The organism is Clostridia bacterium (genome assembly GCA_035628995.1).
Classification (GTDB): Bacteria; Bacillota; Clostridia; order Lutisporales; family Lutisporaceae; genus BRH-c25.
This window is the reverse complement of record DASPIR010000034.1, coordinates 210,880-235,285: the sequence shown is the minus strand read 5'-3', so window position 1 is coordinate 235,285 and position 24,406 is coordinate 210,880. Positions and strand designations below refer to the sequence as shown.

Annotated in this window: 26 protein-coding genes; 22 read left to right on the top strand and 4 right to left on the bottom strand. The window is 38.9% G+C overall.

The window, feature by feature from the left end; translation table 11 throughout:
• Positions 1 to 71: 71 nt before the first annotated feature.
• From VEB00_16735 to VEB00_16725, 3 genes are all read right to left on the bottom strand, one after another.
• Positions 72 to 1,172, bottom strand: coding sequence for an aminopeptidase (locus VEB00_16735; GenBank protein HYF84650.1), 1,101 nt, complete (start codon positions 1,170 to 1,172; stop codon positions 72 to 74).
• A 15-nt stretch (positions 1,173 to 1,187) separates the two neighbouring features.
• Positions 1,188 to 2,291 carry an aminopeptidase gene (locus VEB00_16730; protein ID HYF84649.1) on the bottom strand — a complete coding sequence of 368 codons (1,104 nt, stop codon included), beginning with the start codon at positions 2,289 to 2,291 and terminating at the stop codon, positions 1,188 to 1,190.
• Between the two features lie 99 nt (positions 2,292 to 2,390).
• Positions 2,391 to 2,978, bottom strand: coding sequence for a hypothetical protein (locus tag VEB00_16725; GenBank protein HYF84648.1), 588 nt, complete (start codon positions 2,976 to 2,978; stop codon positions 2,391 to 2,393).
• Positions 2,979 to 3,341: 363 nt separating this feature from the next.
• On the opposite strand from VEB00_16725, the gene cwlD reads away from it, so the two are divergent.
• From cwlD to VEB00_16670, 11 genes are all read left to right on the top strand, one after another.
• Entirely contained in the window at positions 3,342 to 4,076 is a 735-nt protein-coding gene (cwlD, locus tag VEB00_16720; protein HYF84647.1) for an N-acetylmuramoyl-L-alanine amidase CwlD, read from the top strand.
• A gap of 82 nt (positions 4,077 to 4,158) precedes the next feature.
• Complete coding sequence (locus tag VEB00_16715) at positions 4,159 to 4,785, top strand: spore coat protein (GenBank protein HYF84646.1); 627 nt, start codon at positions 4,159 to 4,161, stop codon at positions 4,783 to 4,785.
• 373 nt (positions 4,786 to 5,158) lie between these two features.
• Positions 5,159 to 7,252 (top strand): hypothetical protein, encoded by a 2,094-nt coding sequence (locus tag VEB00_16710; protein ID HYF84645.1) that lies wholly within the window; start codon positions 5,159 to 5,161, stop codon positions 7,250 to 7,252.
• Between the two features lie 331 nt (positions 7,253 to 7,583).
• Entirely contained in the window at positions 7,584 to 9,446 is a 1,863-nt protein-coding gene (locus VEB00_16705) for an ATP-binding protein (GenBank protein HYF84644.1), read from the top strand.
• The gene (locus VEB00_16700; GenBank protein ID HYF84643.1) at positions 9,424 to 10,008 is read left to right on the top strand and encodes a response regulator; all 585 of its coding nucleotides are present in this window, start codon (positions 9,424 to 9,426) and stop codon (positions 10,006 to 10,008) included. Before VEB00_16705 ends, VEB00_16700 begins: the two co-directional genes overlap by 23 nt.
• A gap of 19 nt (positions 10,009 to 10,027) precedes the next feature.
• Positions 10,028 to 10,429, top strand: coding sequence for an NAD-binding protein (locus tag VEB00_16695; GenBank protein HYF84642.1), 402 nt, complete (start codon positions 10,028 to 10,030; stop codon positions 10,427 to 10,429).
• The gene (locus VEB00_16690) at positions 10,429 to 11,772 is read left to right on the top strand and encodes a TrkH family potassium uptake protein (GenBank protein HYF84641.1); all 1,344 of its coding nucleotides are present in this window, start codon (positions 10,429 to 10,431) and stop codon (positions 11,770 to 11,772) included. The genes VEB00_16695 and VEB00_16690 overlap by 1 nt, the downstream gene beginning before the upstream one ends.
• Before the next feature lie 8 nt (positions 11,773 to 11,780).
• Positions 11,781 to 12,425, top strand: coding sequence for a TrkA family potassium uptake protein (locus VEB00_16685; GenBank protein ID HYF84640.1), 645 nt, complete (start codon positions 11,781 to 11,783; stop codon positions 12,423 to 12,425).
• Positions 12,426 to 12,652: 227 nt separating this feature from the next.
• A complete protein-coding gene (locus VEB00_16680; GenBank protein ID HYF84639.1) occupies positions 12,653 to 13,093 on the top strand; it encodes a GNAT family N-acetyltransferase in 441 nt (146 codons plus the stop codon).
• 249 nt (positions 13,094 to 13,342) lie between these two features.
• Entirely contained in the window at positions 13,343 to 13,897 is a 555-nt protein-coding gene (locus tag VEB00_16675; protein ID HYF84638.1) for a GNAT family N-acetyltransferase, read from the top strand.
• 106 nt (positions 13,898 to 14,003) lie between these two features.
• Complete coding sequence (locus VEB00_16670) at positions 14,004 to 14,189, top strand: hypothetical protein (GenBank protein HYF84637.1); 186 nt, start codon at positions 14,004 to 14,006, stop codon at positions 14,187 to 14,189.
• 66 nt (positions 14,190 to 14,255) lie between these two features.
• On the opposite strand, the gene VEB00_16665 is transcribed toward VEB00_16670, so the two are convergent.
• The gene (locus VEB00_16665) at positions 14,256 to 14,936 is read right to left on the bottom strand and encodes a TVP38/TMEM64 family protein (protein ID HYF84636.1); all 681 of its coding nucleotides are present in this window, start codon (positions 14,934 to 14,936) and stop codon (positions 14,256 to 14,258) included.
• Between the two features lie 229 nt (positions 14,937 to 15,165).
• On the opposite strand from VEB00_16665, the gene VEB00_16660 reads away from it, so the two are divergent.
• The 11 genes from VEB00_16660 to VEB00_16610 all read left to right on the top strand — a co-directional run bounded on the left by VEB00_16660 (position 15,166) and on the right by VEB00_16610 (position 24,401).
• Positions 15,166 to 15,861, top strand: coding sequence for a TVP38/TMEM64 family protein (locus VEB00_16660; protein HYF84635.1), 696 nt, complete (start codon positions 15,166 to 15,168; stop codon positions 15,859 to 15,861).
• Positions 15,862 to 15,932: 71 nt separating this feature from the next.
• A complete protein-coding gene (locus VEB00_16655; protein HYF84634.1) occupies positions 15,933 to 16,562 on the top strand; it encodes a YdjY domain-containing protein in 630 nt (209 codons plus the stop codon).
• A gap of 89 nt (positions 16,563 to 16,651) precedes the next feature.
• Positions 16,652 to 17,068: a hypothetical protein gene (locus VEB00_16650; GenBank protein ID HYF84633.1), complete on the top strand. Its 417-nt coding sequence runs from the start codon at positions 16,652 to 16,654 to the stop codon at positions 17,066 to 17,068.
• Between the two features lie 12 nt (positions 17,069 to 17,080).
• Positions 17,081 to 18,325 carry an ABC transporter substrate-binding protein gene (locus tag VEB00_16645; protein ID HYF84632.1) on the top strand — a complete coding sequence of 415 codons (1,245 nt, stop codon included), beginning with the start codon at positions 17,081 to 17,083 and terminating at the stop codon, positions 18,323 to 18,325.
• Positions 18,292 to 19,200: an ABC transporter permease subunit gene (locus tag VEB00_16640; GenBank protein HYF84631.1), complete on the top strand. Its 909-nt coding sequence runs from the start codon at positions 18,292 to 18,294 to the stop codon at positions 19,198 to 19,200. The genes VEB00_16645 and VEB00_16640 overlap by 34 nt, the downstream gene beginning before the upstream one ends.
• Positions 19,201 to 19,218: 18 nt before the next feature.
• On the top strand, positions 19,219 to 20,004 hold the full coding sequence (locus VEB00_16635) for an ABC transporter permease subunit (protein HYF84630.1): 786 nt from the start codon (positions 19,219 to 19,221) through the stop codon (positions 20,002 to 20,004).
• Positions 20,005 to 20,013: 9 nt separating this feature from the next.
• Positions 20,014 to 21,039, top strand: coding sequence for an ABC transporter ATP-binding protein (locus tag VEB00_16630; protein ID HYF84629.1), 1,026 nt, complete (start codon positions 20,014 to 20,016; stop codon positions 21,037 to 21,039).
• The gene (locus VEB00_16625) at positions 21,040 to 21,714 is read left to right on the top strand and encodes a TIGR04283 family arsenosugar biosynthesis glycosyltransferase (GenBank protein ID HYF84628.1); all 675 of its coding nucleotides are present in this window, start codon (positions 21,040 to 21,042) and stop codon (positions 21,712 to 21,714) included. It abuts the gene before it with no gap.
• Positions 21,715 to 21,717: 3 nt separating this feature from the next.
• The gene (locus VEB00_16620; protein ID HYF84627.1) at positions 21,718 to 22,428 is read left to right on the top strand and encodes a TIGR04282 family arsenosugar biosynthesis glycosyltransferase; all 711 of its coding nucleotides are present in this window, start codon (positions 21,718 to 21,720) and stop codon (positions 22,426 to 22,428) included.
• Entirely contained in the window at positions 22,409 to 23,413 is a 1,005-nt protein-coding gene (locus tag VEB00_16615; GenBank protein HYF84626.1) for a phosphotransferase, read from the top strand. The genes VEB00_16620 and VEB00_16615 overlap by 20 nt, the downstream gene beginning before the upstream one ends.
• Before the next feature lie 10 nt (positions 23,414 to 23,423).
• On the top strand, positions 23,424 to 24,401 hold the full coding sequence (locus VEB00_16610; GenBank protein HYF84625.1) for a (Fe-S)-binding protein: 978 nt from the start codon (positions 23,424 to 23,426) through the stop codon (positions 24,399 to 24,401).
• The last annotated feature ends 5 nt before the right edge of the window (positions 24,402 to 24,406 follow it).

The window sequence follows — 24,406 nt, the reverse complement described above, 5'->3', positions numbered from 1 at the left end:
GCTGTGACTCAACAAAAAACGCCGTAGGTTTTTATAGCCGTAAGGCGTTTTTATTTTTAACTATGAAATATTTATACTATCCACTTTCCATCCTTATAGAATAGTTCACCGTCGGCGAATATTTCGCCTTCACTCATGTCGCATATCATATCCCAGTGGATGGCTGACTTGTTTTTGCCCCCTGTTTCCCCGACACTGGCTCCTACAGCAATATGTATGGTTCCGCCTATTTTTTCATCAAAGAGTGTATTCTTTGTGAATTGCTTTATATTATAGTTGGTGCCAATGGCGAATTCGCCAACAGCTTTGGCACCCTCATCCGTTTTCAGCATCTCATTTAAGAAGGCTTCATCTTTTTTTGCTTTGGCTGACACAACCCTTCCATTCTCAAAGGTAAGTTCCACATCTTCCACTTCTCTGTTCATGTAAATTGCAGGATAGGAGAACCTCACATGGCCATTCATTGAATCCTCAACGGGGCTGGTGAATACCTCGCCATCGGGGAAGTTAACAGTACCGTCGCAGTTCTCCCATTTCCTGCCCGCCGCATTGAAGGTCAGGTGTGTATCCTTAGACTTAACCTCGATTTTCTCCTTGGTATTCAAGTAATCTACCAACCTCTGCTGCTCATCATGAATTCTCAGCCATTCTTTTGTTGGGTCTGGGAAATCCATATAGCCGGAACTGAATACAAATTCCTCATATTCAGTAAGGGACATGTTTGCATCCATAGCTGATGCATAGGTTGGGTACTGGGTGCCGCACCATCGCATTTCACCTTTTTCCAAACGCTCATGGAATATATCCATCATCTGCTTTCTGCCCCTTGATATAAGGTTAAGCCTGATTGGATCAATGGATGTAAGGGCCTTGGTGTTTATTTCTGCCCATATGGTGAGCATAGCATCGGCTCTTTTCATCATCTCAATGCCAAGTGGGTTGGAATATGTTATTTGCTCCTCGCTGCCATTCCTCAGCAATATTTCCTTATATGCCTCAAAGTTAGGCATCAGGATTGGATTGGCTCCTGCTGCAAGAGCTTCCTTGTAAACTTCAAGAGCAAGAGGCTCACAGATGGTATTGCCCTCAATTACAAACAGATCTCCTTTCTTCAGCTTTAGACTGTAATTTACTAGTACCTTGGCAAGCTTGGTTAATCTTGCATCCACCATAATATCGTCTCCCCTCTAAAAAATAAACTTTCCATTCTTATATATGAGTTCACCATCGGCGTAGACCTCTCCGCCGTCTCTCATATCACATAACATATCCCAATGCAGCCCTGATTCATTTTTGGAGCCGGTTGCGGGATATGCCGTGCCCAGTGCAATATGTATAGTGCCGCCGATTTTTTCATCATACAGTATATTATTGGTGAAGCGTTTTATACCGTAGTTTGTTCCAAAGGCAAACTCACCTGCATAACATGAGCCTTCATCCATATTTATCATTGCATTAAGATAGTCTGCACCCCGCTTTGCATTAGCTTTAACAACCCTGCCATTTTCAAAGTTCAGTAGAACATCCTCCACCTGAGTTCCTGACCTTATTGCAGGAAAAGTATAGCGTATATACCCGTTCAGTGAATCCTCAACAGGACCGGTAAAAACCTCACCGCTTGGCATGTTTGTTGTTCCGCAGCTGTTTATCCAGGTTCTGCCTCCAACCTTTAAAGAAAGGTCGGTATCCTTGGCAATCATTCTAATATGATTCTTTTTCATCAGGAAATCCACAATTCTCTGCTGATCTGCTTTGAGTTTACTCCACTCTGCTATTGGGTCATCTTTGTCTATAAAACATGCTGAGAAAACAAAATCCTCATATTCCGAAAGTGACATATTCGCTTCCATTGCGCCTGCAGTAGTGGGAAAATAGGTTAAACTCCAGCGCAGGTTGCCTTCCAGCGTTCTTCTTTGCTGGGCAGCACCTAGCTTCCTGCGGGAAGCCTCCAAGCTTCTTATCTTAGCAGAGTCAATATTTAGAAGCGGTTTGCTGTGATAACTGCCGCCGATTCTTAAAGTTGCATTATACTTCTCTGTACTGCATTGTATCACGGGTGAAACATATTTTATCTGCTCATCGTTTCCATATTTATATAATATTTCCTGAAGCTCCTCAACAAGCACTCGTACGTCGGGGTGTGCACCTCTAATAAGGGCTTCCTTATATACTTCCTTAATAAGGGGTATTGTTATTTCATGTCCTTGGATAAGCAACTTGTCACCCTCCTTAATGGAGAGAGAGTAATCCACCAGCACCTTGGCCATTTTATTAAGTCCTTCGTCAACCAATTCACACAACCTCCAGAACTTGAATTAGATATACACAGAACATTATAACATATTAAATGGTAACTCAAACTTGAAGCATAAGAGTGAAGTTATTAATTGCTAATAGGTACTTTTAAATGGTTTTTGATCTGCATAGTAGGGTGAAATATTATCATCTATTCTAGTTAATTCCTTACCATCTGCTGAAATACCAAGGATTTCAAAGTCTGAACCCTCAAATTTACTCATATATATAAGCCATATTCTTATGTCTTTAGCATTAATAATTTTCGCTTGGTCTTCAATATTTCTTTTCTTTTCTATAATCTTTACTTGTCTAATATCGGGATTGCCAATAATTCCGAAATATATCGGGAGTGAGGTTTCTACTATGCCAGGAAAATATTGGTATGATACTCCATATTTATTTAAAACTAATTTCATGTCCCCTTGGATACCACTGTAAACAGTCTTATACCCGCTTATGTTCTTTTTTACAAAGGCGGTTGATAAATCATTCTCACCTAAATGATTATAAAATACTATGCTTCCTTTATCTGTTTTTTCCTCATGTATAATATTTATTGGCTTTGAACCTGGGGTGGTTATTGCCTCTTCTATTGTTTTAGCACTGTTGCTAAATTTAACCACCAAAAATAGTGAAACAACTATTATTGCTAAAACAATAAAGGTTACTTTATTTTTCATAAATTACCTTCCTTTGATATTAAGATATAGTTTAACTTGTAGTATTAACCTTTAAAAGTATAAGTGGTAACCAGACTCAACTTTATCAATATTACACTATTCATCATATTTGTAGTTTATCACTAGTTTCGACATTTCGTAAGACCCATTCCCCATACCTTTACCTATTGTAAGTATCAGCTAGATTTTTGAAAAGTCAATATACCGTAAGTTTACATAATTTTTATAAGTCATGTATAAACGGGGTGTTTATTTACATAAAAGTTTAGCAAGAATCTATGTTCTTTATAAAAAGCCAGGTGAATATCATAAAATAAACGGCAATTTAATGCAGTTAAGTTAGCATGTACGGAGGTGTGCGGGTTGAGACTCTATATAATTGATAGAAGCAAAGCTGGGAGGTATATTTTCAAATTCATGTGGGTGTTGGCATTGCTAATTAGCATAGGCTTTATAAGTAAAACTACCACGACGGCGTTTTCTCTTCCCATAAGGAGTGCAGTTGTGGTTATAGACGCAGGGCATGGAGGACGGGACCCTGGGGCATCGGGGGATAGCGGGATTACTGAAGAGGAAGTCAACCTTAAGATTGCACTGAAGCTAAGAAGGCTGGTAGAGCAGGGCGGCGGTACAGCCATTATGATAAGGGAAGACGACTCAGGTCTCTACACTGAGGGTGGAAATGGAAGAGAAACAAGGAAAAGCGAGGATCTGAAAAACCGACATGCATTGATTAACAGCTGTGGGGCTGATATTCTAATAAGCATTCATTTAAACAGCTTTACAGAATCTCAGTATTATGGAGCCCAAACCTTTTACCTGAAGAATGACGATAAGTCCAGGAAGCTGGCAGAGGTAATCCAGAACGAGGTTATAAAGGTGCTGAATAGAGGGAACAACAGAAAGGCAAAACCGACTGACTCAGTATATATATTGAAAAACAACAATATGCCAGGAGCCCTTATAGAATGCGGTTTCCTCTCAAACCATGAAGAGGAGCATCTATTGGATGATGAACACTATCAAGAGAAGGTCGCCTGGAGTATATTTGTTGGCATTGTGAAGTATATGGAGGGTGAACAGAGAACGGTAAATTAGTTAGCCGATTATGTATAAAGTGGGAAAAGAAAGCATAAATTATCCTTATTGTACAAATATCACACAAGGAGGAATTATTGCTATGCAATTAGCAGCACACGAATTGCACGATATGCATGAATTGGCTATGAGCTGTGTGAACAGTATCACTAACATGGCCTATATGCTTGATCATGTCACTGACCCCGAGCTAAGAACAATATTTGAAAGGCATTTTCCCTATCATGTCCGTGATTATAATATGAAAGTAGAGTTTATTAATAATCAACAGGGCGCCCAAAAAGAGCTTCCGAGATTTAAAATCCAGGGAAACCTGCCAAGCTACACACAATCAAAAGTTGCTCAATATCCGCCAGTTCAGCCTAGAACTACTATAAGTGATATGAATGACAGGGAAATGGCCACTGCATACTTGCTTACTTTAAAACGCTCAGGTCGAGAATATGCTTGGTCAGCAATGGATGCAGCCAATCCGGAGATTCGTGGCTTTTTAGAAACAGCATTTCTAATGAGCAGTTCTCATGCATATGATGTATGGCAGTATATGGTCGAAAAAGGATATTATCCGTTAGAACAAGCGAATCAGCAAATGACCACTAAGATTGGCAATATGTATCAGGTTGTTCCGGAGGATCAAGCGCGCGTAAGCCAACTAGCACAGCAGTATCAAGTCTCAGTTGATGGTAATAGTAAAAATATGTATCAGTAGTGATGCAACACTCTCATAAGAAGATAGAAAGACTCAATAAATTTGTTAATAGTGCCTTACACAAAGATGTGACCCCTAAAATTAAGGAGGTCACATCTTTGTGTAAAGCACTAAATCTATAGTCTAAAGGACAAGTGCTTTTTCGGAGGTTTCCAAGCGTTACATTTTCTATAAATAGAGAAAAAAATTCCTAATTATACATGTACTTTTGGCTATGATATTGCTATAATATAATTGTTAATATTTCTACACAATAATAATCTTTTTCATAGTTTGATAATTAACAGGCAAGCTATCAACTAACAAACTGTCGAAAGGGTACTTTATTTTGTAGAAATGGAATCTATAAACCATAATCAAGGAGGGTATTTAGTTGAAAAAAACATTATCTTATCTATTAGCAGCTGTGTTTTTACTCTCAGTTCTATTGGCCGGCCCACATATGGGACCATACGGCGTAGATGCTGTTTCAGCAGCTACAGGAGAAACTACCACTACACCTGCTAAGCCAGCACCAAAGCCAACACCAGCACCGGCACCGAAGCCAGCGCCGGCACCAAAGCCAGCGCCAGCACCAAAGCCAGCGCCAGTAGTAACACCTGCTCCTGCTCCAGCTCCAGCTCCAGTTGTTGTTAAGACAGTTCCTGTAACAATTGGTAAAGCTGAATTCGCTGCTCATGGAACAAGGAGTTTCACAGTAGCAATAGTAGCAATGGCAGGCGATAAGATCGTCGATGCAATAATTGATGATTATCAGGTAATGGACAAAGCCACTTCAGTAGGAGTTCCGAATTCAAGTGTTGATTTCGGCAAGAACTTCGCAGAAGGCAAAGTTTTAGGCTCCAAGAGAGCAAATGCAGAGGCTTACAGTGAGCACATGAAAGAAGCAGCTGGTGCAACAACACCAGTTGACAAGTCAATGGACGCTATTGAAAAATATGCTACAGGAAAAACAGTAGCAGAACTTGAAGCAAAACTTGCAGCAACTACAAAAGAAGCAATGGTAGATGCAGTAAGCGGTGCTACATTGGTTGATACACATGGTTACTTATCAGCTATCGTTGCAGCTGCAAAAGAAGCTAAAAAGGCTACAGCAGTTCAGGTAGATGAGAAAATAGCAAATTCCGTAAGACTTGCAAAAGCTGAATTCGCTGCACACGGAACAAAATGCTTCACACTTGCAGCAGTTGCAATGTCAGACAACAAAATCGTCGGTTCAATAATTGACGATTACCAGGTTATGGATAAAGCTACTTCAGTAGGAGTTCCGAACTCAGATGCTGATTTCGGCAAGAACTTTGCTGAAGGCAAAGTATTGGGTTCCAAGCTTGCTAACGCAGCTCAGTACAGCAAAAACATGGCTGAAAAGGCTAAAGCTACAACACCTGTTGACGAGTCATTAGCAGCAATCAGATCATATGTTTCTGGAAAATCAGCATCAGATTTGCTTAAGAAGCTTGCAGGAACTACTAAGACAGGTATGGTTGATGCAGTTAGCGGATCCACTCTGGTAGATACAGACGGATATGTTAAAGCAATTGTTACAGCAATAAAATCTATCGAACCAACAGTAGACACAATAGATGCAGTTTCAACAGCTTCGATAACATATAAAGAAGCTGAATTTGAAAAATCTTTAGGCAAAAATGGCCCATGGATTATTTGTGCATTAAAAGATTTAACTTATGATAAACCACTTGTTTTAGATGGTGACACTTATAACAAAAAGGTTCCACCTGTTGTAACACGTAAAGTAGCTCTTTATACTCAAGATGAAAATCATAAGACTACAGCTAGTTTCACTTTGACAGCACCAAAATTAACAATAAAGAGTACAAATGCTAACATCTCAAAGGGTACTTTCAAAGGGGATCTTTACGTTGCAGCAAGCAACTTCAAGTTAGTATCTGCTAAAGTTGACGGAAATGTATATTTCACAACTCAGGCTGCTAAAGATACATTCACAATGGATGCTACAAGCTCTATAACAGGAAAGCAGATATTATTTGATGTAGATGCAGTATCAACTGCAACTCCTACACAAGTACAAACTGCAGCAGCTTTTGAAAAAGCAATAAGCAAAAATGGCTATTGGATAATTGTTCCTATAACAGACCTTACTACAGATAAGAATCTTGTAGTTGAAGGCACATTCTATGATAAGAATGACAAAACAAAGGCTCTTAAGCGTAAGATAGGTCTTTACACTCATAACGATCCAAAAGACAAAAAGAGAGCAACCCATTCATTTACTTTAACAGCACCATCATTAACAATAAAGAGCCCATACACTACTCTCCAGTATGGATTCTTCGTTGGAGACATTTATGTTGAAGCTGAGAACTTCAATTTAACAAAGAATAAGGTTACTGGAAACATCTACTTTGCTAATGAGAAAGTTAAAAGCTCATTTACAATGGATGCAGACAGCTCCGTATCAGGAGTACAGGAAATAAAGACTAAATAGTAGTGATACATAAAAGTAACTACAAATACTAAGTAAGAAGAAACATCTTATATGTTCTATAGTTCAACTATATTGCATGTGAGGTGTTTTTTATTATAGGTATATTGAATATGATTGTAAGCGCATATAGCTGCCCATAATAATAGAAATCTAAGAAGTTGAGCATACGCTATTAGCAGATGTACCAGTAAGCATAGGAATAGATTATCTATTATTCTCGTGGTATTATCTCCGGTTTTTACGCCTTTCTATTAGTGCAAAGCTTTGATTGTATAGGCTTTCTAGCCTATACTTATTATGAATCCATTTATTATGGATGAGGAGAATAGCTATGGTAAAAACACTTAAAGGAAAAATTACGCTGGTTTATATCTGTCTAGTGATTATGATAACTGTGATAGGGTCGGCATCTGTATGGAATTTATATAGATTGAGTAAGTCTATTGATGGATTAATGGTAGACAACTACAGAAGTATAAGTGCAATATCCTATATGCTGGAGGCGTTTGAGCGTCAAGACAGTGCTGCCTTGATTTATATTAATGTTGATATAGAGAAAGGTATTGAGCTATTTACTCAAAACAGCAATGAATTTATGAAGTGGTTTATGACAGAGAGCAATAATATTACCGAGCCAGGGGAAAAAGAGTTGTTGGATGATGTTAACAAAGAGTACGTGGATTATTCGATGCTCTTTTCCAAGCTGCAGGAAATCAGGAATACGGAAGGAGCAAATAAGTCTGCCTATTTTTATGATACTGAAATGATGCCACAGTTTGTAAAAATCAAAAGCGAGCTGCGCAGGCTTATACATTTAAATGAGGTGGGCATGTTTACTGCAAAGGATGATGCTACCAAAAGTGCTCATGAGTCCATGTATGTAATACTTATGCTTTCAACCTTAGCTGTTATAGGAGGTCTCATGCTATCGATACACTTCACTAATAGATTTATGAAACCGTTGGACACATTGACTAAAATAGTAAAATCAGTGAAGGCGGGAAATTGGAATCAACAAATCAACATTGTTGCCGAAGATGAAATAGGAGACCTTTCCATAGAGTTCAACAAAATGACGAAAAGACTTCACCAATATGACCAGAGTGCGATAGGTAAGCTTATGACAGAAAAAAACAAGTCGTTGGCCATAGTTAAAAGCATACCTGATCCATTAATTGTACTTGATACGTCTTATAGGATTTTGCTATTGAACGATACTTGCGAAATATTTTTTGGAATAGAAGAAGAAAAGGTACTTAAAAAGCATTTCCTAGAAGCAATAAGAAATGAAGAAATCTTCGAGATAATTTCAAATGCCTTTGAGGACAAGGTGGAAATGAATGATAAGATTATTAAAATAGAGCAAGAAGAAGAATTCTATTTTAATGTAATAGTAACCATGATAAAGGGCATGGAGTCCAAGGTTACGGGTCTAATTATACTTCTGAAGGATGTAACACAATTAAAACAGCTTGAAAAAGCCAGAACAGACTTTGTTTCGACAATATCCCACGAGTTTAAAACGCCGCTGACATCAATTATGATGGGGACAAGTATGGTACTTGATGGGAGTATGGGTATTTTAAACGAGGACCAGCAAGATGTATTAAGTACCATAAAGGAAGATGGTGAACGGCTTACAAAGCTTGTCAACGACCTTCTTGAATTATCGAAAATTGAGTCAGGCAGTTCAGTTTTTAATATAGAACCATACGCAATCGATGCTATTATAAATAATTCAGTAAAGCAGTTTGCAATACAAGCAGCGCATAAAAATGTAAGCATCAATACTGGCTTTGAAGAGAATATGCCAAAGGTTATTGCCGACTATGAGAGGATTACCTGGGTTCTCAACAATCTTATAAGTAATGCACTAAAATATACCGATACGGGCGATGAAATAATTATTAATGCTTTTATAAAAAACGAAAAGATGAATGTTTCGGTAACAGACACCGGGATTGGCATTCCTGAAGAGTTCCGTGAGAAAATTTTTGACAAGTATGTTCAGGTAAAGGAGCAGGATCTGGAAGCCCGCGGAACAGGTCTGGGGTTGGCTGTTGTTAAAGAGATAATCAATACCCATGGGGGGGAAATATGGTGTGAAAGTGAATTAGATACCGGCAGTACATTTACATTCACCTTACCATTAAGTTTTTTGGAGGTACCAAGTGAAAAGAATTTTGATTATTGATGATACAAAAAATATCCGAATGCTTTTAACTAAGTGTCTGGAACATGAAGGCTATCAGGTGGAAACCGCCAGTGACGGACAAGAGGCTTTGAAAATGTTTGGAAAGAGTAAGTACGATCTTGCGTTTCTGGATATAAAGATGTCGAAGCTGAGTGGTACGGAGGTTTTAAAAAGCATCAGGGAAATGGGGATAGAAACACCGGTTATTATTATAACTGCATATGCGACTGTTAAGAATGCTGTAGAATGCACAAAGCTGGGAGCGGTTACTTATATTCAAAAGCCGTTCACTGCTGAGAAAATCAAAGCAGTATTGAGTGAATTAACGAATCAGCTTGAAGATAACAGTATATTAGGGCAAACAGAATGTGTACTTAAACAATCGAGAGAATTAATTCGTATAGGTGCTTTTACTGATGCTCTTAGTATGCTCAAAACAATTATTTCAAAGGAAATTGATAATCCTGAAGTTTACTACCTTATTAGCATGGCATACCAAGGTATGGGGAATAAGGAAAGCTCAGACAGGTTTTATAAGACTTATCTAATATTTAATAGTTAAATGGTGGGGGGGACTTCAAATGGTAGTGACAATTATTGAAGGAGGCGAACTAGGCTTTGCTCTAGCGAGAATTCTCCTGTTATTTAATCATAGAGTAAATATTATCAGGCAGGAAAGTGGAGCTAATATGAAAAGGTTTAAAGAACTTGGGGTAAAAACTATCTCAGGTGCAGGTTCAGACGCAGATGTCCTTTCACAGCCCAGTGTCTCAGAGTCGGATGTATTCATAGCTCTAATGGATAATGATCTCGATAACCTCGAATCTTGTTTATATATAAAGAACAATTTTAGTAATAAAAAGACAATAACAAAGGTAAATAACCCTAAATATGCCAAGAAGTTTGAACAAGTGGGTATAGATATTGCTATTAACAGTGCATTTGCTGCACTTAATCTTGTTAACTTGGATAGTGAAAAGTAATGAGACTTTTTAAGATAAATCAAACACAAGCAATCGTTATAGGATTTGCCGCAATTATAGTTGTTGGAAGCATATTGCTGAATCTCCCCATTTCATCAAAGGATGGACACAGTATAGGTTTTATCAATGCACTTTTTACAGCAACATCGGCAGTATGTGTTACAGGACTGGTAGTTGTGGATACCTATATACACTGGTCTGTCTTTGGACAAATAGTTATTCTCACGCTTATACAAGTGGGCGGTTTGGGCTTCATGACTTTAGCAACACTGTTTTCACTGGTGATAGGGCGCAGAATTTCTTTCAAAGAGAGATTACTTATTGCGGAGTCCTTAAACCAGAATAGCCCCCAAGGTATGGTTAAGCTTATCAAAGATATTCTATTAGGTACCCTTATCTTTGAAGGCTTAGGAGCAATTATCCTGTCTATAAGGTTTGTGGGCCAGTTTGGATTAAAAAACGGTATCTACAGAGGAATATTTCATTCGATTTCAGCATTCTGTAATGCAGGCTTCGATCTTATGGGAGATTACGGGCAGTTTTCCAGCCTTACGTCCTACGTGGAGGATCCTATGGTAAACATTACGATTATGTCATTAATTATTATAGGGGGATTGGGCTTCGCTGTTTGGGAGGACGTATACAAAACTAGGAACTTTTATGGGCTAAGACTGCATACTAAATTGGTTCTAGTGGTGACAGCCATATTGTTAATCTTCGGATTCATATTTTTTCTGGCGATGGAGTATTCAAACGCTAAAACTTTGCAGCCTCTCAGCTTCAAAGGAAAAATACTGGCATCAATGTTTCAGTCGGTATCTCCAAGGACAGCAGGCTTTAACACCTTATCCCTGCCTGATTTGACTAATGCTTCAAAGCTGATGACTATTGTTCTTATGTTTATAGGCGGATCACCAGGATCAACAGCCGGTGGGATTAAGACTGCTACTGCAGGTGTACTTTTGTTTTCTGTAATTTCAGTTCTGCGAGGGCGCAGAGAAGTTAATATATTTAGAAAGAGAGTGGAGATTGATATTATACTTAGATCTCTGGCTGTTTTCGTATTAGGTCTTGTTGTTGTTATTAGCACAACACTTGTATTATCCATTTCTGAGAAGGCAACATTGACAGAGTATTTGTTTGAAGCGACTTCCGCATTCGGAACTGTAGGATTATCCCTGGGGATCACCCCGATACTCAGCAGTGTAGGCAAGGCAGCACTGATTATTACAATGTTTCTGGGAAGAGTGGGTGTTCTAACCATGGTTATGGCAGTTACTGTGAGAATGCAAAAATCAGAGGTAAGGCTTAAATATCCCGAAGCAAAAGTAATGGTAGGGTAAGCAGGAGGATTTCTATGCAGTCATTTGTGATACTGGGTCTTGGCAGGTTTGGACAAAGCGTGGCAAAGACCCTCTATGAATTAGGGCACGAAGTACTGGCGATAGATGAAAATGAGGGTTTGATACAGAGTATATCTAACCATATTACATATGCCATAGTTGGAGATGTGACTGATGAAAATGTCTTAAAAGCGGCGGGGATAAAGAACTTCGATGCGGCAGTCGTTTCTACCGGCAGAAACCTGGAGTCTAGTATTCTTGTGACACAGATGCTTAAGGAGATGGGGATAAAGTATATACTTGCCAAAGCTCAAAATGAACTGCATGCAAGAGTATTGACTAAGCTGGGAGCTGATAGGGTAGTATTCCCTGAGCTGGATATGGGTGTAAGAGCTGCGCATAATCTGGTCTCTACCAATATAATTGACTATATTGAGTTATCGCCGGATTATACAATTATAGAAATAAACCCGCCTAAGCGTTGGGAGGGCAAGACATTGAAAGAATTGAATGTTAGAGTGAAGCATGGCATTAATATCATTGCAATAAAAAACGGAAATAAGATAAATGTGTCACCTACAGCTGATTATATTGTTAATAACAATGACATTTTGGTAGTTATCGGATCAAAAAGCGACATAGATAAACTTTAGATTCTCCTAATGTCAGATACTATTCTTTTTAAGGACACAGAATAGCTGGGATGTAGATTATAAATCTACATCCTGTTTTCTATTTAGCCATCCACGCTTTTTACCATATATGCAAGTATGTGGTATAATATGGAATGAAACCTGCGAAATATAAGGCAAGAATAAACAATAATTGACTAGCTTTCATGAATTGTACATATCATCTTAGTTTTTGAGGAAGTGATTATATGGAAAAGATGGAGAAGTCCATTATAGTATGCCAAGCAAATATAGATGAATTTAATACTATCCTGGATATTGACGAGTCTATTTATGGATTTAGAACAAGAGGGAAGTTTATTGCGGAGTCAATACTGAGAAACGAGTGTTATAAGGCTATAGCAGAAGATAAGATTGTCGGGTTTATTATATTGAACTATACTTTTTATGAAAATGGATTTATAGGCTTATTGGTTGTTGATAACTCTTACAGAAGGCTGAAGGTCGGCACTCACCTTCTTGAACATGTTGAGAAAGTATGTACTACAGAGAAAGTCTTTACTTCAACAAACAAATCAAACCTAGCAATGCAGGGGTTATTGTCTAGTTGTGGTTATGTAAGCTGTGGATATATTGAGGGGTTGGATGAGGGCGATCCAGAGCTAGTATATTATAAGAGATTGAAATAGAGTTTTTAGTGCAGGTTAATTACTGGCATTTGTTGATGCGTTCTAAACGGTGGTGTGTTGATTGGAGTCAGTGCAGGCAGCATATTGATGTCAAAAAGTATTGATGTGGCTGGGTTGCCAAAGAGATACAAGAATATATTGTTGCAGTGATTGTGATGGAATAGCAGTAAATGGAGATGAAGTAAGCTTTATTGGAGAAGTAATAGAGATAAGAAATGGCAGCTTAAGACTATGAGAAGAGGGATATTAATGACGATACAAATTGAAACAGCGAGGCTTAATTTGAGACAGTTCAAGCAGGCAGATACTAACGAGCTCCACAATATATGTAATCAGGAATATGTTCTAAAATGGATGCCAGACTGGGGAGTTTCGGTAGAAAATCTAAAAGAAGGGATAAAATGGTTTGAGAAGTGTTATTTAGTTCCTGATCCTCGGAGTATTAGAATCATGTTAGCTGTATCACTCAAGACAGATGGTAAAATCATTGGGCTTGTTGGAATCGGGCCAAAAGAAGAAGTAGATAACGAAATTGAAATTGCATATTATATTTCAGAGGAATATTGTAACCAAGGTTTCATTAGTGAAGCTGCAAAAGCTATGACTGAATGGGTTTTCAATAATACAGAAATTGAATATCTAATTGCTATTGTAGAGCTTGATAATTTTCCTTCTCAGAGAGTAGTAGAGAAAGGTGGTTTCTCAAAACTGGAAACAAAAATGATTCAAAACTCAGGGGATACTGAAGTAAAACCATTTTTCTATTACAGATTATACAAGAAAGATGTAATGTTTTCTTCATAAAACCTCCATATTATTGAATTATAATGAATCTATGATAAATGGTACCCTCCGTTTAGCATAGATATATAGGAAGCAAAATAAACACAATGTATTGGAGGTATTAACTATGAAGAAGCTGATTGCAGTATCCTTGGCAGTTATGATTATGACCGCTACCTCAATATCAGTATTTGCTGATAATGCAGTATCTGTCATGGCAACGGAAAAAGGCGGCAAGTCAGTTGCTGCTTGTGCCAAAGCGATGGATAAAGGCGTTTCTGAATGTGCTAAAATGGCGGAATGCAACGAATAAAACGCAACAACAGCAGTAATAATAAAAGCGAGGCAGTTCACTGTGTGAACTGCCTCGCTTTTATTATTATTTATTCACTTTTACTTGTAGTTTATTTTTCTCTTGCCATATTTGCTTAATCATGAATACCAGGATGCTCAATGCGAAGAGCATTAGGAGCCCCATTACAAAGGTCTTGACGCTTCCTACCAGCATACCGCCTACATAGGAATATACGATTGTCGCCGGCAGCTGTCCAAGTCCTGTTGCCCAGAAGAATGACCAGAAGCTCATTGAGGTCAGGCCTGCTGCATAACTGACTATATCAAAGGATATAAAAGGCAGCAATCTGGCAATAAGTATTGCATATTTCCCGTACTTATCAAAGAAGGCATCCACACTTTCCAAGGCGTATTTGCTTGTGAGCTTTTCAACAACATTACGACCATAAAACTTTGCTATGCAAAAGCACAGAATTGCACCAACCATTGCGCTGGACCAAGATAAAATCGCACCTTTCCACCATCCGAACAAGCCTGCATTTGCAAATGTGATCACAAACGCTGGCAGCGGTGCAACTAGTGATTGGAAAACCATCAACAAGAAAGAAATAATCGGAGCCCATATCCCAAAGGATAAGATATATTCCTTTATAGCATCAACGTTTACCATCCTAAGCATGAAAAATGCCTGATTTATCGCAGTATTCAAGGGTTTAACAAACAAGTATGCCAGAATACAAGCTGCCAATACCCCGACTTTTATCATAAGATTTATTCTATTCTTATCCATAAGACAATCATACCCCCTACATAGTATTATATAATACAACGCTGCAATTATAGCATATTACGGCACATGCTTCGAATAGATAAAATCAATGAAGACATAGCGGAAGATAATAAATATCTATATGTGTACTTTGAACATTTGTTTTATGATATCTTATTAATGGCTGTTTATGTTTAGCAGACTAGTAATTGCGAGAAGTGATGGTATGAAAAATAAGAAGCTAATTATTATATTTTTGGTTCTGGCTGCATTACTATTACTCTGCAATATATGTGGGTTATATAAAAATACTACATTGGAAGGTGTAAAAAGTTACATTCTCTCATTTGGGGTGTTTGCATCTGTCATATATATTCTTATGTTTACGTTGATTCCATTAACACTGTTTCCTGACTCCATACTGGCAATAGCAGGGGGAGTGGTATTCGGTCTGTATTGGGGTACGATATATACGATAATTGGCGCAGCATTTGGAGGTACGTTATCCTTTTACATTTCAAGGAACTTTGGCAGAGATGTGGTTGAAAGACTGATAAAGCATAAAGCTCAATGGTTTGAGGACGGAGTAGAAAAGCGGGGCTTTCTTCTTATACTTGTTTTAAGATTCATACCGTTGATACCTTTTGATATTATTAGCTATGGTGCAGGATTGTCAAAGATAAGATATAGAGATTTTATAACAGCTACAGTTTTGGGTATCATCCCCGGGGTTTTGGTATATACGAATCTGGGAGATAAGGCAGTTGACATTTACTCATGGAAATTCATTTGTTCAATCTTCGCATTGCTTGCGCTGTCTATAATATCCTACTATGCAAAGAAAAAGATCACACTTCGAGGTATACAGGGAAAGGCCATTAATGAGGCAAATGTAGAGCCTAATGAAAACGTTTTATTATAGTATGTTGTAAATGCTGGTAAAGCAGCATTTATTGCAATATTAAACAACAAGAGCAAGGGGGAGAAACAAAAATGAAAAAGGTATTATCAATTTCTTTATGTATTTTATTAGTGTTAGCTCTGGTAGCGGGTTGTACTGGAAAGCCGGCAGCACCCGCAAGCAGCGAGGCAATGGTTGTAGATAAGGACAAGAAGGAAGTTAGCCTTCTGACAACAGTTAATGGAAAGTATTTTACAGAAGCAACCAGGCACGGAGTAGTGTTCAAGGATGGTTCAAATGGTGAGAAGTCAGTATTGAGAGCAATAGGAAGTGAAAAGGATTTCAATGATGCATTGGCATCTATTGGAGCTAAGGGCGCAAATAACGTTAAATTGGATGACAAAGGAAAGGGCGTAAAAATCGAAGGAACAAAGCTTAATGTATTTGTTACTTGGGAAGGCCTTGGCAAGGAGATTCCTTTCAATGATATTATTATTTCCAGTGACCCAAGACCAATGGATATCAGATTTGGCGGAAACATCGAAAATGCAAAGTCTAAAAACACCGGCTGCATCTTATGTCTTGACAGCTGCCCAGTGGGTATAACAAGTAACTCAAGCTATGCATTCGGCGAGTCAGATACAGTGAAGTTCACAAGCAACAAAGATGTATTGCCGAAGGATGGAACAACAGTTACAGTTATTTTCAGATTGGCCGAGTAATCGGAAGACTGGAATTTTCAGCGCTAAAAAGCATCAGGTGCGGGAGTAAATCTCGTACCTATATTGATTTTACTGGGAGGCTTATCAAGTTGTTGATGAGGATTGTGAAGCTGCTTTATAACAGTTTTATATGGGGGATGCTTGCAGCAGTGATGGCATTTCAAAACACCTGGCTGGAAATGAGGATGAATATCGGGTATATAATACCGCTGCTCATGGCTTTAGTGTTTCTTTTAGTTTTAGTAATCGGGGCTTTAAGGCATGAATATAAGTTTGTAGATAGGCTAAATCTCAAATCTACGGTGGTCAATTTAATTGTGTGTTCAATTGCAGCATTTATAGTTCTAGGTTTTGACCGGCTTGCAATTGTACCTGCCGCTATTGTGAGGGAAGGTATAAAGGCAACGGGGATCAGCTTTTCTATAATAAATGCAATCATTGTGACCGTTTTACTATTGGGAACTGTTGCCTTGGCTCTGAATGAGAGGCAAAAGAAGACCAGTTAGTGGGGGTATTAGATGAAAAAGAGTATTATACTATATATGGCAATTATCGCATTACTTTCTTTATTTAGCACAGCTGGTTGTTCTAATAAGACAAATGTTGGTTCAGCAGATCTGGACGATATGTCTTGGGATGAAATAACCAAAGCTGCTGAGGGTACTGCTGTGAACTTCTATATGTGGGGCGGAGACACAAGAATAAATAACTGGATAGATAGCTATGCTGCTGAAAACGTAGAAAGAAATTACGGGATTAAAATCAATAGAGTTCCGATGAATGCAGAAGATTTCATGAACAAGCTGGCAAGCGAGAAGCAGGCCGGCAAGGAAAAAGGAAGCATAGATTTGCTTTGGATAAATGGGGAAAACTTCTATGCAGCAAAGGAAAATGGAATGTTGTATGGACCTTTTGCCACAAAGCTTCCTAATTTCAATAAATATGTAAATCCAAATACACCAGACAACACTTTGGATTTCGGCTATCCTACAGAGGGTTATGAGGTGCCTTATGGAAGGGCGCAGCTGGTATTGGTGTATGACAGCGGCAAGGTGAAAAATCCACCTAAGAATCTGAATGAGCTGGTGGAGTTTGTAAAACAGAACCCGGGCAAGTTTACCTACCCTGCTCCGCCGGATTTCACCGGAAGTGCTTTTGTAAGAAATATTATGTACATGACAACTGGCGGGTATCAGCAATATATGAGCATAGACGACAAGGAAATCAAAGGCAGCCTGCAGCCTGCATGGGATTTTCTAAATAGCGTCAAACCGTATTTGTGGAGAGAGGGTAATACCTACCCCTCGACTATTGGCCAGTTGGACAGCATGTTTGCTGATGGTGAAGTCTTGATGACGATGACATATATGCCTTTAAAGCCTTCTGGAGATGTTATAGAGGGAGTATTCCCCAAAGATACAAAAACCTTTGTGCTGGAAGAAGGAACTATAAGCAATACACACTTTTTAGCAGTACCACAAAATGCCGGAAATAAGGCTGGTGCTTTGGTTGTCGCGAATTTTCTTGAAAGCTTCGATGCACAGCTATCCAAGTTGGAGCCTCAGAACTGGGGCGATTTGCCGGTCTTTGACCCCACAAGTCTAAGCAAAGATGAAAAAGCAAAGCTCTCAGAACTTGATCTGGGAAGTGCGGCTATGGATCAGCAGGAGCTTGCAGAACACAGGGCGCCAGAGATTCCTTCAAAGCATGTGCCTGAGATAGAAGAGTTATGGATGAAAAATATTGCAGGGGAGAAGAAATAACCTATATGTTCAAAGATAAATTGATGCCGTATATTTTATTGGCTCCTTTGGCGGTGTTGTTTGTACTGCCGATGCTGCTTTCAATTTTCATATTAGTAGTACAAAGCCTTGGGTATATTCCTGCCCTTGGATTGAACAGTATTACTTTGAAATATTTTTTCTCTGTATTGAAAGATAGGACTTTTCTGGATTCGCTGATTTTCAGTATGCAGACAGCTGTGATATCGACAGTGTTAACTATAATACTTGGGTTTATTGCTGCCTACGCACTTTCAAAGACAAAGGAAGAGGCACTGGTGCAAAAGCTGGTGAGACTTCCTCTGCTCATACCCCATTTCACTGCGGCATTTTTAGTTTTCCTCATGTTTTCACAGAGCGGTGGTCTGTCAAGAGTAATGGGGACTATGGGACTGCTGCACGGTCAGGAAGCATTTCCGCAAATGGTCTTTGACAGCATGGGCATGGGGATAATCATAACTTATGTGTGGAAGGAAGTTCCTTTCGCAGCTTTAGTACTATATGCAACAATGAAAACAATAGGCGCTAAGTTTTACGATTCAGCCTACAATCTTGGCGCCAGCGAACTGCAGTATATTATGAACGTACTTGTGCCCCTTACCTTGCCATCTATCCTATCTACTTTCTCAATACTATTCGCTTTTAACTTTGGAGCATTTGAAGTGCCTTTTCTGATTGGCCCATCATATCCAAAGGCATTGCCTGTACTGGGATATATAAGTTATTTATCTCCAGATCTGAAGAATAGGCCGGAAACGATGGCTGTGAATATTCTTATAACGGTTATATGCTTATTGGCTTTATATGCATACAGCAAAGCAGTAAAAGCTATGGCTGATATGAAGAATATAATTTAAATACATATTGGAGCGGTTATGAAAAAGACAATATTGTTTATTATGGGAGCATGCATAACAATCCCGTTGATATTCTTGTTTTTATGGTCTCTGACTCAAAGGCTTCAGTGGCCTAATATTTTACCCCAGCAGCTTTCGTTGAATACTTGGCAGCAGATATTGGGGCAAAAGGAATTTATTCTTTCACTGGCAATCAGCTTGGGTATTTCTATTTCAGTAACGCTTTTAGCAATGGCTGTCAGCCTGCCTGCTGCATTTGCTATATCACAATATGCTTTTAAGGGAAGAACTTTTATTTGGATAATGCTCCTTATGCCGCTAATAATCCCTTCCATAAGCATTTCGATAGGGCTTCATCTTGTCTATCTCAAATGGGGACTCACTGATACCTTTATTGGGGTTGTATTGTGTCAGCTGATACCTACTGTGCCTTATGCAATTAAAATACTTACCTCCAATTTTGATCTTCTGGGCAGGGGGCTGGGTGAGCAGGCAAAGATACTCGGGGCAAACACCTTTGATGTTATATTGCATATATATTTGCCAAATATGAAACCGGCGTTGTCTTTATCTGCTGTGCTTGTATTTATTGTATCCTTCAGCCAGTACCTGCTGACTTTTCTAATTGGGGGAGGTACGATAAAGACTCTTCCGATACTCTTGTTTCCGGTTATGCAAAGCGGGAACAGGTCTGAGGTTTCGGTATACAGTATGGTTTTTATCTTAACAGCAATGATTGCAACGTTTTTAATAGAAAGATATTTGAGCGGAAATAACAAAAATGATTATTATATAAATTTGTAGGTGAGAAATATGTATTATTTAGCCGTTGAAGCAATTGAAAAAAGCTATAATAACAAAAAAATACTGGACAAGATAAGCTTTCAGGTTAATAAAGGGGAGTTTCTAAGCATTCTGGGGGAATCAGGCTGCGGAAAGACTACTTTGCTAAAGATAATTGCAGGTCTTATAAAACAGGATAGTGGCAAGATTACGTTGGAACAATGCGATATTTCAAATACACTGACTCAGAAGCGCAGCATAGCTATGGTTTTTCAGGACTATTTGCTGTTTCCTCATCTGAATGCCAGGGACAATGTGGAGTTCAGCCTTAAGATGAAGGGTATGGAGGAAAAGAAAAAAAGAAGTATTGCATTGGAATACCTTGAGTTGGTTCAGCTCAGCGGGATGGGGGACAAATATCCCCATGAACTCTCAGGGGGCCAAAAGCAAAGGGTGGCAATTGCAAGGGCACTTGTGGCTGAACCTAAAGCAATTCTCATGGATGAACCCTTTTCCAATTTGGATACAAATCTGAGAAGCGAAATGTGTGAATTCATTAAAAGACTGCAGAAACAAATTGAAATGACTACAATTATGGTCACACATGATAGAAAAGAGGCAATGCAGCTTTCGGACAATATATTGGTTTTGCACGATGGCACTGCGGCACAGTGCGGCACACCGGCTGAGGTTTACAAATCACCAGCGGACCTATTCGTAGCAAGATTTATGGGAGATTTGAACTTAATTGAAGGGTATAGAAGGAGTGGCAGGTTTTATTCTCAGATTGGTTTGGAATTTTCGGATGAAGGTATAGATAAGAATATTATATATGCAGTGAGGCCTGAATCAATTGGTGTAAGCAGCATTGCTGCAGTTGATTATATTAAGGGGGTAATCCAGAGCAAGTTTTTCATGGGAGAAAAAATGAATTATTCGGTTCTGGTTAATGGCACACCTCTCAATATACTTGCTCTGAGTGGGAATAGCGAATATAACATTGGGCAGGAGGTTTTTATAAACATTCCTGTTGAATGCATAATGTCGGGGGAATAAATGAAGACTTCAATAATAATCCCAATTTTAAATGAGTCAAAAAGCATATGCAAGCTGGTGGAGATGTTGAAAGAGCTTAAGGGAGACAAGGAAGTAATATTTGTAGACGGTGGAAGCAAGGATGGCACACAAGAGCTGATACCGTCGAACTATATTGCAATCAGTTCAGACATAGGCAGAGGCATACAGATGAATAAGGGTGCAGAGCACGCGACTGGTGATGTGCTGCTGTTTTTACACTGTGACAGCATTCTGGAAAGGAATGCATTAAAGAGTGTACAGGAAGCTATAGCATCAGGATTTGCGGCTGGTTGCTTCACTATGAAATTTGACAAGAAGCAATGGCTGCTTTCAATTATTGCATATTTGTCGAACCTTAGAGTAAAGCTTTTTGGCATTATTTTCGGTGATCAGGGCATGTTCGTAAGAAAGGATATATTTCACAGCACGGGTGGATTTCTCTATATTCCGATTATGGAAGATATGGAGTTTTCCAATAGGCTGAGGAAGGCGGTCAAGATAAAACTGCTGAAGAATACTATTGTGACGTCGGCAAGAAGGTTTGAGAAGAAGGGTATCTTGCGTACTATTCTCTTTATGCATAGAATGAAAATACTGTATTGGTTAGGTAAAAGCCCAGAGGAATTATACCAGATATACAAGGACGTGAGGTAACTGATGAAAAGTGCACTAATACTGATGACAAGAGTACCGTTGCCTGGCAAAACTAAAACACGGCTGGAGACTCATTTCACGCCGGAGCAATGTGCTAAGCTGCATACGTGCTTCTTAAAAGATATATATGAAACTGCTGCATTAGTTGATGCAGATGTATTTGTATACTTTACACCAGAAAAATATAGGTATAAGCTTAGTGCAATTTTAGGCAGTGAAGCTCTACTAAGACCGCAGTGCGATGGGGGCTTGGGGAATAGAATGCATCAGGCTATCAAGGAGTGTTTGAGTGAGGGCTATGACAAGTGTCTGCTTATTGGAACCGATATTCCTACGGTATCGGAAGAAATGCTCAACACTGCTCTAAAGCTGCTGGATGACAATGAAATAGTAATAGGACCTACGCTTGATGGGGGATATTACCTGATTGGCATGACAAAAGCCTATAATGAAGTATTTGATAATACTTTCTATGGTGTAAAATCTGTGTTTGAAAACACCCTGCAGCACATTAGGACTTTGGGTGTGAGTTATTCACTTATAAAGGAATGGTACGACATTGATACTTTTAAAGATCTGCAGTTTATGATTGATATGAATGAAATAAAGTTCAGTCAGATACCAAATTACACCAGGATGTTTCTGATTGAGGCAGGATTGCTGGAGTGTGAGGCTGAAGGAGAATATAAAGCATATGGAAATAACGCTGAATAAATATGTGAACAGTGACCGGTTCAAGGCAGGGATGAATATAAAAAGCAATATGGGATTGGTACTCGAACCCCTGGCCAGAGGAGAGTATAACATTAATTACACATTTGATCACCCTGATTCGGGAGACAAGTTTGTATTCCGAGTAAACACAGCAAGCCAGATGAAGTTGAAAAACCAGATAGAGTATGAATATAAGGCATTAAAAGCACTGGAGAGGACTCAGCGAACGCCAAAGGCCTACTATCTGGACGATGCCAAGGACATGCTGCCCTTCGGAGTGCTTGTAATGCAGTACCTGCAAGGACGCGCATTAGACTATAATGTGGATATGGCCAAGGCAGCCTCAATTTTTGCAGATATACATAAATGCAGCATTGAAAATGCAGAATTCCTGGTCAAACCATCCAATCCATTGGGGGCGATGCTGGACGAATGCAAAACCATGGCAGAAGTGTACATAAATTCTTCTACAGCTGATAAAGAAGTAAAAAACATAATTAGCAGGCTGATTCATATTATTGAAAGCAAACTCTCCAAGGCGGAGGGCAGGGATAAGAAGCTCTGCATAATAAATACAGAAGTGAATTCGGGAAATTTCATAATTAATGATGATATGGAGAAATGCTGCTTAATTGATTGGGAAAAGTCGATACTTGGGGAGGCTGCACAGGATTTGGCACACTTTCTTGCTCCAACGACTACTTTTTGGAAGACAGATATAATACTTACTAATGAACAACAGTCAGAGTTTCTGAAGAAATATGCTGAAAAGACTGGTGAAGCTGACCGGTTTAACGAGCTGCTTGACAAAGTGCAATTATATCTGCCTTTTAACTGTCTGCGCGGCATTACGTGGTGTTCAATGGCGTGGGTGCAGTATAGCAGTAAAGATAAGCTGATAAAAAATGATGATACTTTTAAAAAAATAAAAGACTACCTTAGCCTGGACTACCTGGGTATGATGGAGAATAGATACTTTATATAGGAGAATAAGCATGGATATTGAGGATTGCATAAAGTGTGGCAACTGCAAGGAAAATTGTGAATTTCTTAAAAAGAACGATATTGATTTATCAGAGCTTAAAGAGAAAAAACCTGATCTGTGTTATGAATGTCTACTTTGTGGAGATTGCAGCTCGAAGTGCCCGGCAGGAATAGATGGAAGGAAGCTGGTGCTGGAGCTTAGAGAGCAGAGACATAGTGAGCGCAGGTTAGAAAGGAAGTTTTACTCAAGTGTTCTGTTGGAAAAAAGAAATTACCTATTTAAGAATTACAGTGGAGGCAAGAAGGAAACAGTATTGTTCCCTGGCTGCAACTTTCCTTCATTCTTCCCAAATGCTGCTACAAAACTAATTGAGCTTCTCAAGGATAAGCTTGATGCAGGGGTTGTATTTGACTGCTGCGGCAAGCCGATATCAGAGCTGGGCATGAACAAAGAAGCGGAAAGTATAGTAGGCGGAATCAATAAAAGATTGGCTGCGATGGGGGTAAGGCAGTTGGTTACTGTCTGCCCGAATTGTTATTACTTTTTGAAGGATAAATTGGAGGTTGAGGTTGTAGATATCTATTCCAAGCTTTATGAATTAGGAATAAGAAATGACAGGATTAACAGCTGCTATAATGTTTTTATACCATGTCCGGACCGTAAAGATATGGAGCTTTTAAACAATATTTCAAAATTAATTGGGAAGGATGCAAGGCTGAATCTGATTCAGGATGTACAATGCTGTGGGTTGGGCGGCCTAGTGGCATGCAGAGATAAGGATATTCCGCAAAAGCTTGTGGAAAAACTCAAGGAGAAAGACCTGGGTACTATCTATACCTATTGTGCAACTTGCTATGGCAGCTTCAATAGAGATGGTGTTTCAGAAACACGGCATTTTCTCCTGGATATATTAAATTTCAGTGAGGCATTTCCCAAAGGTATAGCTTCAGTATTTAACAGAGCAGCATTCAAGTTCAAACGTTTCTAGTTAAC

Excerpts from the sequence above, each read along its gene's own strand:
- VEB00_16735 (HYF84650.1), bottom strand. The coding sequence starts at position 1,172 with ATGGTGGATGCAAGATTAACCAAGCTTGCCAAGGTACTAGTAAATTAC.
- VEB00_16725 (HYF84648.1), bottom strand. The coding sequence starts at position 2,978 with ATGAAAAATAAAGTAACCTTTATTGTTTTAGCAATAATAGTTGTTTCA.
- VEB00_16715 (HYF84646.1), top strand. The coding sequence starts at position 4,159 with ATGCAATTAGCAGCACACGAATTGCACGATATGCATGAATTGGCTATG.
- VEB00_16705 (HYF84644.1), top strand. The coding sequence starts at position 7,584 with ATGGTAAAAACACTTAAAGGAAAAATTACGCTGGTTTATATCTGTCTA.
- VEB00_16695 (HYF84642.1), top strand. The coding sequence starts at position 10,028 with ATGGTAGTGACAATTATTGAAGGAGGCGAACTAGGCTTTGCTCTAGCG.
- VEB00_16690 (HYF84641.1), top strand. The coding sequence starts at position 10,429 with ATGAGACTTTTTAAGATAAATCAAACACAAGCAATCGTTATAGGATTT.
- VEB00_16680 (HYF84639.1), top strand. The coding sequence starts at position 12,653 with ATGGAAAAGATGGAGAAGTCCATTATAGTATGCCAAGCAAATATAGAT.
- VEB00_16675 (HYF84638.1), top strand. The coding sequence starts at position 13,343 with ATGACGATACAAATTGAAACAGCGAGGCTTAATTTGAGACAGTTCAAG.
- VEB00_16670 (HYF84637.1), top strand. The coding sequence starts at position 14,004 with ATGAAGAAGCTGATTGCAGTATCCTTGGCAGTTATGATTATGACCGCT.
- VEB00_16665 (HYF84636.1), bottom strand. The coding sequence starts at position 14,936 with ATGATAAAAGTCGGGGTATTGGCAGCTTGTATTCTGGCATACTTGTTT.
- VEB00_16660 (HYF84635.1), top strand. The coding sequence starts at position 15,166 with ATGAAAAATAAGAAGCTAATTATTATATTTTTGGTTCTGGCTGCATTA.
- VEB00_16655 (HYF84634.1), top strand. The coding sequence starts at position 15,933 with ATGAAAAAGGTATTATCAATTTCTTTATGTATTTTATTAGTGTTAGCT.
- VEB00_16645 (HYF84632.1), top strand. The coding sequence starts at position 17,081 with ATGAAAAAGAGTATTATACTATATATGGCAATTATCGCATTACTTTCT.
- VEB00_16640 (HYF84631.1), top strand. The coding sequence starts at position 18,292 with ATGGATGAAAAATATTGCAGGGGAGAAGAAATAACCTATATGTTCAAA.
- VEB00_16635 (HYF84630.1), top strand. The coding sequence starts at position 19,219 with ATGAAAAAGACAATATTGTTTATTATGGGAGCATGCATAACAATCCCG.
- VEB00_16630 (HYF84629.1), top strand. The coding sequence starts at position 20,014 with ATGTATTATTTAGCCGTTGAAGCAATTGAAAAAAGCTATAATAACAAA.
- VEB00_16625 (HYF84628.1), top strand. The coding sequence starts at position 21,040 with ATGAAGACTTCAATAATAATCCCAATTTTAAATGAGTCAAAAAGCATA.
- VEB00_16620 (HYF84627.1), top strand. The coding sequence starts at position 21,718 with ATGAAAAGTGCACTAATACTGATGACAAGAGTACCGTTGCCTGGCAAA.
- VEB00_16615 (HYF84626.1), top strand. The coding sequence starts at position 22,409 with ATGGAAATAACGCTGAATAAATATGTGAACAGTGACCGGTTCAAGGCA.
- VEB00_16610 (HYF84625.1), top strand. The coding sequence starts at position 23,424 with ATGGATATTGAGGATTGCATAAAGTGTGGCAACTGCAAGGAAAATTGT.